Source organism: Mesorhizobium sp. B3-1-9, from assembly GCF_006439595.1.
In the GTDB taxonomy this organism is placed as follows: domain Bacteria; phylum Pseudomonadota; class Alphaproteobacteria; order Rhizobiales; family Rhizobiaceae; genus Mesorhizobium.
The window spans coordinates 38,313-50,620 of the sequence record NZ_VFTJ01000009.1 but is presented as its reverse complement, the minus strand read 5'-3'; the positions used below and the strand labels follow the sequence as shown (position 1 = coordinate 50,620).

The 12,308-nt window shown below is 65.0% G+C and carries 16 protein-coding genes; 7 read left to right on the top strand and 9 right to left on the bottom strand.

The window, feature by feature from the left end:
• Nucleotides 1-93 precede the first annotated feature (93 nt).
• A complete protein-coding gene (locus FJW07_RS17755; protein WP_140646062.1) occupies nt 94-549 on the bottom strand; it encodes a cyclic nucleotide-binding domain-containing protein in 456 nt (151 codons plus the stop codon).
• A 243-nt stretch (nt 550-792) separates the two neighbouring features.
• Nucleotides 793-1,476, bottom strand: coding sequence for a response regulator transcription factor (locus tag FJW07_RS17745; RefSeq protein ID WP_040991447.1), 684 nt, complete (start codon nt 1,474-1,476; stop codon nt 793-795).
• Nucleotides 1,477-1,560: 84 nt separating this feature from the next.
• Between FJW07_RS17745 and FJW07_RS17740 the strand changes: the two genes are divergently transcribed.
• From FJW07_RS17740 to FJW07_RS17730, 3 genes are all read left to right on the top strand, one after another.
• Complete coding sequence (locus FJW07_RS17740) at nt 1,561-2,157, top strand: L,D-transpeptidase (protein ID WP_140857899.1); 597 nt, start codon at nt 1,561-1,563, stop codon at nt 2,155-2,157.
• Between the two features lie 128 nt (nt 2,158-2,285).
• Nucleotides 2,286-2,513: a DUF6471 domain-containing protein gene (locus FJW07_RS17735; RefSeq protein WP_140857897.1), complete on the top strand. Its 228-nt coding sequence runs from the start codon at nt 2,286-2,288 to the stop codon at nt 2,511-2,513.
• A complete protein-coding gene (locus tag FJW07_RS17730; RefSeq protein ID WP_140857896.1) occupies nt 2,468-3,406 on the top strand; it encodes a hypothetical protein in 939 nt (312 codons plus the stop codon). The genes FJW07_RS17735 and FJW07_RS17730 overlap by 46 nt, the downstream gene beginning before the upstream one ends.
• A gap of 122 nt (nt 3,407-3,528) precedes the next feature.
• On the opposite strand, the gene FJW07_RS17725 is transcribed toward FJW07_RS17730, so the two are convergent.
• Nucleotides 3,529-3,789 carry a hypothetical protein gene (locus FJW07_RS17725; protein WP_140857894.1) on the bottom strand — a complete coding sequence of 87 codons (261 nt, stop codon included), beginning with the start codon at nt 3,787-3,789 and terminating at the stop codon, nt 3,529-3,531.
• Nucleotides 3,790-3,919: 130 nt separating this feature from the next.
• On the opposite strand from FJW07_RS17725, the gene gcvA reads away from it, so the two are divergent.
• On the top strand, nt 3,920-4,840 hold the full coding sequence (gene gcvA, locus FJW07_RS17720) for a transcriptional regulator GcvA (RefSeq protein WP_140857892.1): 921 nt from the start codon (nt 3,920-3,922) through the stop codon (nt 4,838-4,840).
• 10 nt (nt 4,841-4,850) lie between these two features.
• Here the strand turns inward: gcvA and FJW07_RS17715 are convergent, their stop codons facing one another.
• The 6 genes from FJW07_RS17715 to tsaD form a co-directional block, all read right to left on the bottom strand.
• Entirely contained in the window at nt 4,851-5,276 is a 426-nt protein-coding gene (locus FJW07_RS17715) for a DUF1761 domain-containing protein (protein ID WP_140857890.1), read from the bottom strand.
• Nucleotides 5,277-5,326: 50 nt separating this feature from the next.
• A complete protein-coding gene (locus tag FJW07_RS17710; RefSeq protein WP_181182667.1) occupies nt 5,327-6,025 on the bottom strand; it encodes a methyltransferase in 699 nt (232 codons plus the stop codon).
• Complete coding sequence (locus FJW07_RS17705) at nt 5,980-6,405, bottom strand: EVE domain-containing protein (RefSeq protein WP_140857888.1); 426 nt, start codon at nt 6,403-6,405, stop codon at nt 5,980-5,982. Before FJW07_RS17705 ends, FJW07_RS17710 begins: the two co-directional genes overlap by 46 nt.
• An 88-nt stretch (nt 6,406-6,493) precedes the next feature.
• Nucleotides 6,494-6,790: a YciI-like protein gene (locus tag FJW07_RS17700; RefSeq protein ID WP_140646069.1), complete on the bottom strand. Its 297-nt coding sequence runs from the start codon at nt 6,788-6,790 to the stop codon at nt 6,494-6,496.
• A 16-nt stretch (nt 6,791-6,806) separates the two neighbouring features.
• Nucleotides 6,807-7,808: an NAD(P)H-dependent glycerol-3-phosphate dehydrogenase gene (locus FJW07_RS17695; protein ID WP_140857887.1), complete on the bottom strand. Its 1,002-nt coding sequence runs from the start codon at nt 7,806-7,808 to the stop codon at nt 6,807-6,809.
• The gene (gene tsaD / locus FJW07_RS17690; protein WP_181182675.1) at nt 7,805-8,890 is read right to left on the bottom strand and encodes a tRNA (adenosine(37)-N6)-threonylcarbamoyltransferase complex transferase subunit TsaD; all 1,086 of its coding nucleotides are present in this window, start codon (nt 8,888-8,890) and stop codon (nt 7,805-7,807) included. Before tsaD ends, FJW07_RS17695 begins: the two co-directional genes overlap by 4 nt.
• Before the next feature lie 214 nt (nt 8,891-9,104).
• Between tsaD and hemC the strand changes: the two genes are divergently transcribed.
• The 3 genes from hemC to FJW07_RS17675 all read left to right on the top strand — a co-directional run bounded on the left by hemC (nt 9,105) and on the right by FJW07_RS17675 (nt 12,307).
• Nucleotides 9,105-10,028 carry a hydroxymethylbilane synthase gene (gene hemC / locus FJW07_RS17685; protein ID WP_140857885.1) on the top strand — a complete coding sequence of 308 codons (924 nt, stop codon included), beginning with the start codon at nt 9,105-9,107 and terminating at the stop codon, nt 10,026-10,028.
• Between the two features lies 1 nt (nt 10,029).
• Nucleotides 10,030-10,743, top strand: a complete 714-nt coding sequence (locus FJW07_RS17680) for a uroporphyrinogen-III synthase (RefSeq protein ID WP_140857884.1) — start codon at nt 10,030-10,032, stop codon at nt 10,741-10,743.
• A 106-nt stretch (nt 10,744-10,849) separates the two neighbouring features.
• A complete protein-coding gene (locus tag FJW07_RS17675; RefSeq protein ID WP_140857883.1) occupies nt 10,850-12,307 on the top strand; it encodes a COG4223 family protein in 1,458 nt (485 codons plus the stop codon).
• Nucleotide 12,308 lies beyond the last annotated feature (1 nt).

Genomic DNA, 12,308 nt, shown 5'->3' with positions numbered 1-12,308 from the left:
CCTTTGCGGTCGTCATTCTAGGGCGGAGCAAGGAGCGAAGCGACGCGCGCAGACCCTAGAATGACGAAGGCGCTCTCTGGCCGACGCCTACCGCTAACCCGTAAACCGCGGCGCCAATTCCTCGATGCGGGCAATCATCTGCTGAAATTCCTCCAGGATGCGCGCGTGCAGTTGCACGGCGAGGTCCGGATACTCCTCCAGGATGCGGCGGAACATCTTGCGGCTCAGCCGGATCACTTCCGAATCGACCGCAGCGGAGGCGCTGGTCAGCCGGTTGGTGTCGGCGATCAGCGCCAGTTCGCTCAGCATGGTGCCCGGGCCTGCCGTACCGATCGGGACGCGTTCACCGCCCAGCTCCCGATAGAGTGCGATCAAGCCGCTGACTACAATGTAGGCAGAGTCAGCGACGTCGTCCTCGCGGTAGAGCTTATGGTCGGCCTGGAGCACGGTGGTCTCGGCGCCGAAGGCGAGCAGGCGCAGCTGTTCCTGCGTGAAGCCCTGGAAAAGCTTCACGCTGGACAGGATTTGGATGTCGTCATCCAGCGCCATCCTAGCTGTGTCCCCGAGCGGTCAGTCCAGTCCCTCCTTTGGAGCGGCGCGCCCTCCTGGGCGCGCGAGAAACGCTCCACCGTGCATCGTGCGATGCGTGCAACGAGCCGATCCATCACCCTCCAGCACCAGGATCGCACCCGAAGCGGTCCCGCCCCGACCGCTCATTCCGTTTGTTTCGGCGCAATTCCGGACGGAAAACCGCCTCACACTTTTCCTGGAATTGCTCTAGATCATGAATGTTTAAGGAACCAGCTTGTAGCCGCCGCTTTCTGTCACAAGAATTTCGGCATTGGAAGGATCGCGCTCGATCTTCTGGCGCAACCGGTAGACATGGGTCTCCAGTGTGTGCGTGGTGACGCCGGAATTGTAGCCCCAGACCTCTTCCAACAGCACGTCGCGCGTCACCACCTTCTGGTCGGCGCGGTAGAGATACTTGATGATCGAGGCTTCCTTCTCGGTCAGCCGCACCTTGGCGCCGCGCGGATCGATCAGCAGCTTCTGGCTGGGCTTGAACGTATAGGGGCCTACCGAGAAGGTCGCGTCCTCGCTCTGCTCATGCTGGCGAAGCTGGGCGCGGATGCGGGCTAACAGCACGGCGAAGCGGAAAGGCTTGGTCACATAATCGTTGGCGCCGGCCTCGAGACCCAGAATCGTGTCGGAATCGGTGTCATGGCCGGTCAGCATGATGATCGGCGCCTTGTAGCCGCCCTTGCGCAGGATTTTCACCGCCTCGCGACCATCCATGTCGGGCAGGCCGACATCCATGATGAGCAGGTCGACGACGCCGCCGCGCGCCGCGGCAACGCCTTTTGCGGCGGTCGATTCCTGCTGGACGTCGAATTCTTCGTAGAGCGCCAGTTGCTCGACCAGGGTGGCGCGCAGGTCGTCGTCATCATCGACGATCAGGATGGTGCGTGATGTCATGGATCAATCCGTTGTTTTAAAAAGAATATTCAGTTGACCTCCCCCCATTTATGCGGAAGCTCACCGGCGCAACAGCCGATCACAGTGATTTGTTCCGTGAGACAATCATACAAGAAAAAACGCGCGCGCAATGAGGCGGCCGCATTTTTGCCGAAAGCCTTGCGTGTTTTGGTCGTGCGCGCACGGCCCGGCAATCCGGCGCAAGGGTTCCTGCAGGCCGGCAAAACGGTGTTTCCGTGCGCTTTGGGGCGCGGCGGCATCACCGCCAACAAGCATGAAGGGGACGGCGCGACGCCGTTGGCGTCGATGCGCATCCTGTCAGGCTATTTTCGAGGCGATCATTTCGCGGGCGGGCGCAGGACGAGGCTGCCGATGGCGCCGATCGGTCCGGATCTCGGCTGGTGCGAGGTGCCGGACGACCGCAATTACAACCGGTCGGTGAAGATCCCCTATGGCGCGAGCCATGAGCGGATGCGGCGCGACGACCGGCTCTACGATGTCTGCCTGGTGCTCGACTGGAACATCGCGCCACGCCGGCGCGGCCGCGGCAGCGCGATCTTCGTCCATCTGGCCCGGCCGGGCTTCACGCCGACGCAAGGCTGCGTGGCGGTGACGGCGCGGACCATGGCAAGGCTGCTTCCGTTGCTGTCGGACAGGACGGTGGTGCGGGTAGTTAGATAGGCAGTAGGCAGTAGGCAGTAGGCAGTAGGCAGTAGGCAGTAGGCAGTAGGGCTCTCCTTCGGCCTTATGTAGCAAACGCACCAACTTCCCGCACGACCTAAAGAGCGGGTTCCCATAAAATCCGGGGCATGGGAGAAAAGACCGACTACGAAGCCCTAGCGGCTAACCTCCTGAAAGCCGAATTGAAGCGCAAAGGCATGACCTACGGCCAGCTCGTTGAAAGGCTGAATGCGATTGGCGTTGACGAGAAGGAAGTGAACGTGCGGAATAAGCTCTCTAGGGGCAAATTCACGGCGGCGTTTTTACTTCAATGCATGACGGCGGTGGGCACGACTACATTACGTTTGGATGGATAGCCACGATCATCGGCCTATTGCTCTTTGGCGCGCTGGGGCAGTCATACACGACCAGCAAACATCAAAGTTCCTATTACGCACAGCGCTGCGCCCAACAATATCCAGACAGCCCCTTTGCGGCTGCCAATATCCATTCCTCTGCCGGCAAGCCAGAAGCCCAGCCAGCCGACAACAGCCAGAAAGCCCAGCCTGATTGGTGTGATCTCGCAGCCCAGCAATCGGTCGCTGAAGACACCAAAGGAATGCATTGGGCTGCGTGGGGCGGCCTCGTGTTCACCGCCATCGGTATTTTCTTCATCTGGCGCACTCTCAGCGCCAATACGAAAGCCGTCGAACAGGCCAAGCGCAGCGCTGACATTGCTGAAAGGGCCTTGCTCGACATAGAGCGCCCGCATCTGTTCATCACCGCCACCAAACCGCTGGTTCCCATAAAACATGAATGGGCCGACTTGCCAGACAATCAACGACCGACGCCGGAGGCGGCTTACTCGATCAAAAACTTTGGTCGAACTCCGGCGATCATAAACGAGATTCGCGCAAGTCTTCGTCTCTGTGTCTTGCCGCCAACCCCGCATTATCATCCCGGAGAAATCAATAACATCGAACGAGTAATCGGACCCGATGATGCCTTTAACCCAGTGGCGTTTGATCGCGGCGGCTTGATCACAAACAAAATTTTGAAAGAGCTTTTCTTGTCCGAAATTCACATCCAGGGGCGTGAACCCTTCCACATGTATCTCTATGGCGAGATCACCTATACCAGCGTCTACGGGATCACCGATCAAATAGGCTTCATTTATCGCTACTCGACCCATGGGCAGATGTTCCATCTGGAAAACATCCCGGCCTACACCTTCCGCCGTCGCGGGGTGGCACCAACCCAGAACGGCTAATGCGGCCAACGCCGCTCGCGCCCACATGGCGCGCCGCCTAGCTCACGGTCCCCTCCCGTCGTCGGGGCTTGGTGCTTTTGCTACATAAGACCGCTCTCCTTCTATTGCCTACTGCCTAATCCCTACTGCCTCTTTCCCCGTTTCTGCCAGCCCGTGCCGAGCAGGCCGATCTCGCGAAGCTCCCGGTCCATCGCCTTTGCCACATCCCGGCGCCCGGCGCCGATGTCGCGCAACTGGCTGCTGGGGAGGTCTTCGACCGACTCGTGGGGCAGTCGGGCGGCGACCCGGGCCTGGCGCAGCCAATCGCGTGCCGAACGCAGCCAAAGGGTGAGGCCGGAAGGGCGTTCCAGGGAGGTGCAGGACTTCAGGGCGATCTCAGTCATGGCTCTATCCGTGTTCTCCGGATATCAAATCCGGTTTGATAGTGTTTCGATGAAGCCATCATGCCGGATTGAAAAACAAACGAGAAACGAGTAGTTCTTTTTCGATCATCAAGTTTTATTTGGAGGTCTCATGTCCAAGCTGCTGCCCGGAACGCGTGCGCTGCGGACGTTCGAAGCGGCCGCCAGGCATCTCAACTTCACCCGCGCCGCCGACGAGCTCGGCCTGACCCCGGCGGCGGTCAGCCATCAGATCAAGGAAATCGAGGATCAGCTCGATCTGGTGCTGTTCACGCGCACCAGCCGCACCATCCGGCTGACCGAGGCAGGCAACGTGCTTCTGGAGGCCTCGGTCGATGCGCTCGACCTGCTGAACCGCGCCGTCAGCCGCGCCCGCAAGATGACGCGCGGCACGGCACTGCTGAAGGTGACGCTCGACGCCCAATTCGCGACGAAATGGCTGATGCGGCGGGTCGACGATTTCCGCAAGCAGAAGCCGGGCGTCGAGCTGCGTTTCGACATCACCTACGATGTACGGGATTTCGACCTTGACGACGTCGATGTCGGCATCCGCTTCGGCACCGGCAGATATCCGGGGCTCACCGCGCACCGGCTGTTCGAAAATATCATCATCCCGGTCTGCAGCCCGGCACTCCTTGCCTCTGGTCCGCCGCTGAAGGAGCCGCGCGATCTCTTCAACCATACGCTTGCGCATATCGAATGGTCGCGGCAGGGCGTGACATGGCCGAACTGGAGCATGTGGATGCAGGCGGCCGGCGTCGACGATTTCGACGACAGCCGCACGCTGGTGTTCAGGTCCTCGACGGATGCCACGCAGGCGGCGCTCGACGGCAACGCGGTGGCGCTGGCCGATTTCGCCATGGTGGCAAACGACCTTTCGCAAGGGCGGCTGGTGCGCCCTTTCGAGCTCGGCATCAAGGTCGCGCCGGACTTCGCCTATTTCCTCGTCTACCCTGAGGCCGCGAAGGACGACGCGCGCATCGCCGCCTTCCGCGAATGGCTTACCGAGGAAGCGGCGAGGACGCCGACATAGAGTAGGATGGTCAGCCCGCGGGCGCGGCTGGCGCGCCGAACCAGCCGATGACGGCGCCGATGATCAGCATCACGCCCAGCCAGTGGCCGGCATCGATCAGTGTCAGGGCCCAGCCGAAGCCCTCGTAGCGGTGGTTGACGGTGAGCGTGGTGGCGATGAAGCCGAGCCAGAGCACGAAGCCGAACAGCAGCCCCGCGATCGGGTTGGGCTCGCCGCCGGTTATCGCGCCCACCACCAGTGTCAGGACAAGCGCCATGATGAGCTCGGCGACGAAGCTGACGATGAAGGGAACGGCCGAGCGTTTCATGGTCGTGGGGTCGAGCTTGGCCGCCTTCAGCCAGGGCTTGCTCAAGCCCATGTACCAGGCGGCGCCGAACAACCATGCCACGACAGCGGCGGCGATCACCGCCAGCCAGTTCACGACCGAAAAATCCATGCTTTCCCCTCCAAGTCGACAGGCGATGGAACGCTTGTTCGGCCATTCCGTCAAGCAAGGCGCCAGACAGTCGTGCGCTTGACCTCGGCGTCCTCCAACACGCGCGTCACCGGAACCTGGTAGACGGCCAGCGACTCCAACCCGATGCTGGGGAGATAGGCGCGGCCCGGATCGCCGACGAGGATCTCGGCGCCGCGCGCGTTCAGGGACGTGAACCAGGGCAGCAAGCTGTCGGCGAAAGCCTTGTCGTAGAAGACGTCGCCGGCAAGCACGACGTCCCAGCCATCGTCGGAGCCGACACAATTCGTACCGAGGAATTGCGCTTCGACGGCGTTGGCTTCGAGGTTGAGCGCGATCGCCGTCTCGCAAAACGGATCGATGTCGGCGGCGATCACCTTTGCCGCGCCGGCTTTCATCGCCGCGATGGCGACGAGGCCGGAACCGGAAGCGAAGTCGAGCACCAGTTTGCCGCGCACCGTTCCGGGATTGTCGAGCACATAGCGGGCGAGACCCTGGCCGCCGGCCCAGGCAAAGGCCCAGAAAGGCGGCGGCAGGCCGATCTCGGCCAGCTCTTCCTCGGTGCGCAGCCACAGATCATGCGCCTCGTCGGCGAGGTGCAAAAGCACTTCCGGCACATGCGGCGGCGCCATCAGCGCCGTGTTGTCGAGGATGAATTTTTTCGCGCTCTTCGGCGTGAGCTTCGTCACGGCGCCGGGTTGAGTTCGCCCATGCGGCAGACCTCTTTCCATTCGGCCGGCGTCACCGGCTGAACGGAAAGCCGGCCGAGCCGAACCAGCGCCATCTCGGCGAGCTTGGGATTGGCCTTGACCTGTTCCAGCGTCACGGGCTTCGGCACGTCCTTGTAAGCGCGGATGTCGACGCATTCCCAGCGCGGATCGTCCGTCGTGGTGTCGGGATGGGCCAGCGCGCAGACCTCGGCGATGCCGACGATGTCGAGCCCCTCATTGGAATGATAGAAGAAGCCGAGATCGCCGATCTGCATCGCCTTCATGTTGTTGCGGGCGGCGTAGTTGCGTACGCCGTCCCACTGCGTGCCGGCCTTGCCCTTGGCCTTTAGCGCGTCGAAGGAAAAGACCGAAGGTTCGGACTTGAACAGCCAGTAGTTCATATTTCTTGTCCCATCGCTTTGCCGCCACGCATGGCGTTCCCGTCTATGCTTACTCTCTCGCCGTCGCCGCGACGAGAGCCGCGAACGATCACGCGTCGGCAGGCTTCTGGAAGACCCAGTTCCACGGACGGATGTGGACGCTTTCGAACAGGCCGGCCTTGGCGTAGGGGTCGGCGGCGGCGAGCGCTTGGGCCCCAGCCATGTCCGGCGCATCGATCATCACCAGGCTGCCGTCCGGCTTGCCGTCGGCGTCGAGGAAGGGACCGGCAAAGGCAAGCTTGCCTTCGCTGATCAGGCCTTCCAGGAAAGCCGCATGCGCCGGCCGCGTGTCGACGCGCAGCTGCAGGCTGCCGGGCTTGTCCTTGCAAATCAACGCAAACAGCATTTTTCAACTCCGATGGTCAGATGTCGGTTTCGGTTTTGAGCGGGCGTGTCATCAGGGCGGTCACGGCTTGGCCGATGGTTATCTTACCGTCGAGGATGGCGGCGACGGCCGAGATGATCGGGGCCTCGATGCCGCGCTCGGCGGCGATTCGGGCGGCAATGCCGGCCGTCGGCACGCCTTCGGCCAGCGGCAGGCCGGCAAGCGGCTTGCCCTGGCCCAACGCCAGGCCATAGGCGAAGTTGCGCGACTGCGATGACGAACAGGTGAGCAACAGGTCGCCCAGGCCGGAAAGCCCCATCAGCGTCTCGGGCCTGGCGCCGAAGGCGGCGCCGATGCGGCGCAATTCGACGAAGCCGCGCGTCACCATCGCGGCCTGGGCGCTGGCCCCAAGCCCGGCGCCGGTGACGGCGCCGGCGGCAATGGCAAAGACATTCTTCAGCGCGCCGCCGATCTCGACGCCGATCAGGTCGTCGCTCGAATAGCAGCGCAGGTTCTCCGCCGAGAAGCGCGCGGCGAGCTCCGCTGCAAGATCGCCATCGCGGGCGGCAACCACCACAGCGGTCGGCAGGCCGCGCGCGACGTCGCTGGCGAAACTCGGACCGGACAGTGCCGCGACCGGATTGCCCGGCAGGCTTTCAGCGACGATCGCCGACAGCAGCGCGCCGGTGTCGCGCTCGATGCCCTTGGCGCAAAGCACCAGCGGCACGCCTGCGGGGACGTGGTTGCGCGCATCGGCCAGGACCGCGCGCAGCGACTGCGCCGGCGTCACGGCGAGCACGCAGTCGGCGCCGTCGAGCGCCGCGGCCATATTGCTGGTGGCGGCGATGCCCGGCGCGATCCGGATGCCGGGCAGGTAGCGCGGGTTCTCGCCGCGGGCGACGGCGGCCACGGTTTCGGCGTCGCGCGCATAGAGCCGGACATCATGGCCGGCGCGCAGCATGGCCAGCGCCAGCGCCGTGCCCCAGGCGCCGCCGCCCAGCACCGAGACGCGCCAGCCGCTGGTGCTTTTCTTGGTCATGCCTTGGCCCCGCGCCGGCCCGAGCCGACCAGGGGCGCCGAAACACTGTCGAGCGGCCAGCGCGAGCGCGGCACGAAATCGGCGGTGTTTTCGTCGGCGATGCCGGCGCGCAGCCGCTCGATGCCGGCCCAGGCGATCATCGCCGCATTGTCGGTGCAGAGCTTTTGCGGCGGCGCGACGAAGGCGAAGCCGGCTTGCGAACAAAGCGCTTCAAGCGTTGCCTTGATGGTGCGGTTGGCGGCGACGCCGCCGGCGACGACCAGCGCCGGCTTCGCCTGGCCGGGGAATTCCTGGCGGAAGCGGGCAAGCGCGCGCGCCACACGGTCGCCCAATGCGTCGGCCACCGCCGCCTGGAAAGAGGCGCAGATATCGGCGACGTCCTTGTCGCTGAGCGGCGCGATGGCGGTCGCCGCCTGCCGCACCGCCGTCTTCAGGCCCGAGAAGGAGAAATCAGGCTGCGCAGAACCCTTCATCGGGCGCGGGAAGGCGAAGCGGCGGGGATCACCGTTGGCGGCTGTCTTCTCGACATTCGGCCCGCCGGGATAGGGCAGGCCGAGCATCTTGGCCGTCTTGTCGAAGGCTTCGCCCAACGCATCGTCGATGGTGGTCGCCCAGCGCTGGTAATCGCCGACGCCGCGCACCGCGACGATCTGGGTGTGGCCGCCGGAGACGAGCAGCAGCAGATAGGGGAAGTCGAGACCGTCGGTCAGCCGCGCCGTCAGCGCATGGCCTTCGAGGTGGTTGATGGCGATCAGCGGCTTGTTGGCGGCGGCGGCGATCGCCTTGGCGGTCATCAAGCCGACGATCAGCCCACCGACCAGACCCGGCCCCGCCGTCGCGGCAATCGCGTCGACCTCGTCGAGCGAGACCGACGAGTCGGCAAGTGCTGCCTCGATGATGCCGTCCAGCGCCTCGACATGGGCGCGCGCGGCAATCTCCGGCACGACACCGCCGAAGGCCGCATGCTCCTCGATCTGGCTGAGCACGACGTTGGACAGGATTTCGGGCGCGGAGCCGCCGTCCAGCGCCACCACACTGGCCGCCGTCTCGTCGCAACTCGTCTCAATGCCCAGAACGCGGATCAATTGGTCGCTGTCCACAAAGATTGTATCGCCGGAGGTCTGTCGATATTCAGGTGATGCCGGCCTGCAAATGGCGGGTTTCTGCGCTTCCGGTGCTCACGTACCCAAAAGTACGCTCCGCTCCGGTTCTCGAAACCCACCATTTTCGGCGCGGCCTGACCTTGAATCTCGGCAGACCTCGAGTTCACTCGGGGGTTATCACGGACCGCGCGCCATGCAAACTTTGAAAATCGGAACACGCGGCAGCCCGCTGGCGCTCGCCCAGGCGCATGAGACGCGGGCGCGGCTGATGCAGTCGCATGGGCTGCCCGAGCGGGCATTCGAAGTGATGCCGATCTCGACCAGCGGCGACCGCATCCAGGACCGGCCGCTGTCGGAAGCCGGCGGCAAGGGCCTGTTCACCAAGGAAATCGAGGAAGCGCTGCTCGATGGCCGCATCGACATCGCCGTGCATTCCTCGAAGGACATGCCGACCGTGCTGCCCGACGGATTGGAGCTTACCACGTTCCTGCCGCGCGAGGACGCCCGCGACGCCTTCATCGGCAAGAAGGTGAAACGGATCGCCGACCTGCCGCATGGCGCGATCGTCGGATCGTCGTCGCTTCGCCGCCAGGCGCTGCTTCGCCGCATGCGGCCGGATTTCGAGGTGGTGATGTTCCGCGGCAATGTGCAGACGCGGCTGCGCAAGCTGGACGAAGGCGTCGCCGAGGGCACCATCCTCGCCTATGCCGGGCTGAAGCGGCTCGGGCTCGAACATGTCGTCACCGACCTGATGCCGCTGGAGGCTTTCCCGCCGGCGCCGGGGCAAGGCGCGATCGGCATCGAAACGCGCATCGGCGACCGCGACGTCGAGAGAATGCTGGCGGCGATCCATCACGTGCCGACCGGCCAGGCGCTGGCCTGCGAGCGCGCCTTCCTCGCCGCGCTCGACGGCTCGTGCCGCACGCCGATCGCCGGTCATGCGACGGTCTCGGGCGAGAAACTGTCCTTCGCCGGGCTGATCATCTCGCCCGACGGCACGGAATCGCATGAGGTCCGGCTGGAAGGCGAGGCCGCGGACGCGGCGGAGATCGGCCTGGACGCCGCGCGGACGGTTCGCGCCAGGGCCGGTGCTAAATTCTTCGACGGCTGGGCCTGACATGGTCCGCGTCCTGGTGACGAGGCCGGAGCCCGGCGCGTCGCGCACGGCACGACGCCTCGAAACCTTGGGATTCCGGCCGATCCTGCTGCCATTGACCGAGACGAGCGGCTTGCCTGTCGAGACGAGCATCGGCGGCGAGAGCGCCGCGGTCGCCGTCACCAGCGCCAATGCGGTGCGGCATGCGCCCGGGGCGCTGATCGCGGCGCTTGCGAGCCTGCCTTGCCACGCGGTTGGCAAAAGGACGGCCGAAGCCTGCCGCGCAGCGGGGTTCCTCTCCGTCACGGAAGGTCCGGGTGACGCCGAAGCGCTGGCCGACGCCATCGCCGGCGGCCTTGCCGGCAAGGCAATCGTTTATCTGTGCGGCCGCGTCCGCTTCCCGGTATTCGAGCGGCGGCTGGCGGCGGCGAGCGTGCATGTCCAGGCGATCGAGACCTACGACACGACAGGTGTCGACTATGGCGATGCCGACGTGGTCGCCCGCCTGTCGAGCCATCCGGTCGAGGCGGCGCTGCTCTATTCGGCCAAGGCCGGTGCCGCGCTGGTCGACCTGGCAACGCGGCCAGCCCTGCGGCATCTCTTTGGAAAAACAGAATTTTTAGCGCTTTCGGCGCGTGTCGCCGAGCCGCTGCAGGGGATCGTCCGTCAACCGATCCGCATCGCATCCAAGCCCGAGGAAGATGCGCTGCTGGCGCTTTTGTCGCTGCCCTGCTGAGCCGCGTCATCACACCGCCCCCTTTTCACCGCTTGGTGATGTGCTAGAGCATCCTGACGCTCTGGACCCATTGATCCATCCTCAAGCCATTTTGCGGAGCCCAAGCATGGTCAAGACGCCGAAGATGCGACATTCGAAGACCCGGCGCGAGCCGGTGACCATCGAACTCGAGCCCGGCGCCGTCTCGCGAATCACCGACGAGGATGCCGCCAAGGCCGAGGCCGCGCAGACCGACGAGGCGAAGGCGCAAGAGGCCGCCGCTGCTTCGCAGCCGGAGGCGCCGGAAGAGCCGATTCATGCCGAGCAGGCCGATATCGAGCCGTGGGAGCATAGCGACGCCGCGCAGGCAGCGGCCGATAAATCAGAGGCCGGCAAGGACGAGCCGGAGGCGCCGTATCCCGGCGGTTCCGATGCGTCGAAGAGCCAGTCCAAGGGCTTCGAGTATAATTTTGAGGACGCCTCCGCGCCCGGCGCCGGCGCCTCCACAGAGAAGCCAAGCGAGACACTGAGCGAGGATCGCGTGCCGCAGCCATCGCGCAAAACCGGCGTCAACGCCATCGCCGCGGGCGTCATCGGCGGCGTGATCGCGCTTGCCGGCGCCGGCCTGCTGCAGGCGGTCGGCATGCTTGGCGCGCCAGGCTCGGGCGGCGGATCCCTCGATGGCGTCAATGGCGAGATCGCTTCGCTGAAGAGCGAGATCGCGGCACTGAAGGAAAGCGGCGACACGGGTGCGTCGGCCAAGGTCGACGGCCTTTCATCGGCGCTCGATCAGGTCAAGGCCGATGTAGCGGCGCTGAAATCCTCGGCGGGACAGAGCGGCGACGGCGCCGCGCTCAAGGCGCTCGGCGACAAGATCGGCCAGATCGAGACGACCGTCGCCGGCCTGCAGAAGAACGGCAGCGTGGCGCCCGTCGATCTCGGGCCGCTCAACGAGAAGATCGCCGGGCTCGACGCGCTGGTGAAATCGACCGGCGACGCGGCCAAGGCCGAGGACGGCCGGGTCGCGGCGCTGGAACAGTCCGTGTCGCAGCTTTCCGGCAAGGTCGAGGCGCAGGCCTCGCAGCCCAAGATCGCGCTGGCGATCGCGGCCTCGGCGCTGAAGTCGGCGCTCGATGGCGGCGCGCCATTCGCGACCGAGCTCGATACGTTCGCGGCGATCGCGCCGGATGCACCGGAGCTCGCGGCGCTGCGCTCCTATGCCGAAAAGGGCGTGCCGACCCGCGCCACCATCGCGTCGGAGGCCGATGCGGCCGCCAATGCCATGGTCGAGGCGGCGACACCGGTCGACCAGAATGCCGGCTTCTTCCAGAGCCTGGTGTCGAGCGCGGAATCGCTGGTCAAGGTACGGCCGGTCGGGACTATCGAGGGCAAGGGCGCGCCGGAAACCGTGGCCCGCATGGAAGTGGCGGTCAACCAGGGCGACTACGCCAAGGCGCTCGGCGAATACGATACGCTGCCCGACGCGGCGAAAGCGGCCGGCGCCGATTTTGCCGGCAAACTGAAGGCGCGGCTGGAGGTCGAAAAGCAGCTCGAAGCGCTGATTGCCGGCGCGACGAAGACGTGAG

Bases quoted from the DNA above. Each gene is read 5' to 3' on its own strand.
- gcvA (WP_140857892.1), top strand. From the start codon at position 3,920: ATGTCCAAGCTGCTGCCCGGAACGCGTGCGCTGCGGACGTTCGAAGCG.
- FJW07_RS17680 (WP_140857884.1), top strand. From the start codon at position 10,030: ATGGTCCGCGTCCTGGTGACGAGGCCGGAGCCCGGCGCGTCGCGCACG.
- FJW07_RS17695 (WP_140857887.1), bottom strand. From the start codon at position 7,808: ATGACCAAGAAAAGCACCAGCGGCTGGCGCGTCTCGGTGCTGGGCGGC.
- FJW07_RS17725 (WP_140857894.1), bottom strand. From the start codon at position 3,789: ATGACTGAGATCGCCCTGAAGTCCTGCACCTCCCTGGAACGCCCTTCC.
- FJW07_RS17730 (WP_140857896.1), top strand. From the start codon at position 2,468: ATGCATGACGGCGGTGGGCACGACTACATTACGTTTGGATGGATAGCC.
- FJW07_RS17715 (WP_140857890.1), bottom strand. From the start codon at position 5,276: ATGGATTTTTCGGTCGTGAACTGGCTGGCGGTGATCGCCGCCGCTGTC.
- FJW07_RS17700 (WP_140646069.1), bottom strand. From the start codon at position 6,790: ATGCTGTTTGCGTTGATTTGCAAGGACAAGCCCGGCAGCCTGCAGCTG.
- FJW07_RS17710 (WP_181182667.1), bottom strand. From the start codon at position 6,025: ATGGAAAGAGGTCTGCCGCATGGGCGAACTCAACCCGGCGCCGTGACG.
- FJW07_RS17735 (WP_140857897.1), top strand. From the start codon at position 2,286: ATGGGAGAAAAGACCGACTACGAAGCCCTAGCGGCTAACCTCCTGAAA.
- hemC (WP_140857885.1), top strand. From the start codon at position 9,105: ATGCAAACTTTGAAAATCGGAACACGCGGCAGCCCGCTGGCGCTCGCC.
- FJW07_RS17755 (WP_140646062.1), bottom strand. From the start codon at position 549: ATGGCGCTGGATGACGACATCCAAATCCTGTCCAGCGTGAAGCTTTTC.
- FJW07_RS17745 (WP_040991447.1), bottom strand. From the start codon at position 1,476: ATGACATCACGCACCATCCTGATCGTCGATGATGACGACGACCTGCGC.
- FJW07_RS17705 (WP_140857888.1), bottom strand. From the start codon at position 6,405: ATGAACTACTGGCTGTTCAAGTCCGAACCTTCGGTCTTTTCCTTCGAC.
- FJW07_RS17675 (WP_140857883.1), top strand. From the start codon at position 10,850: ATGGTCAAGACGCCGAAGATGCGACATTCGAAGACCCGGCGCGAGCCG.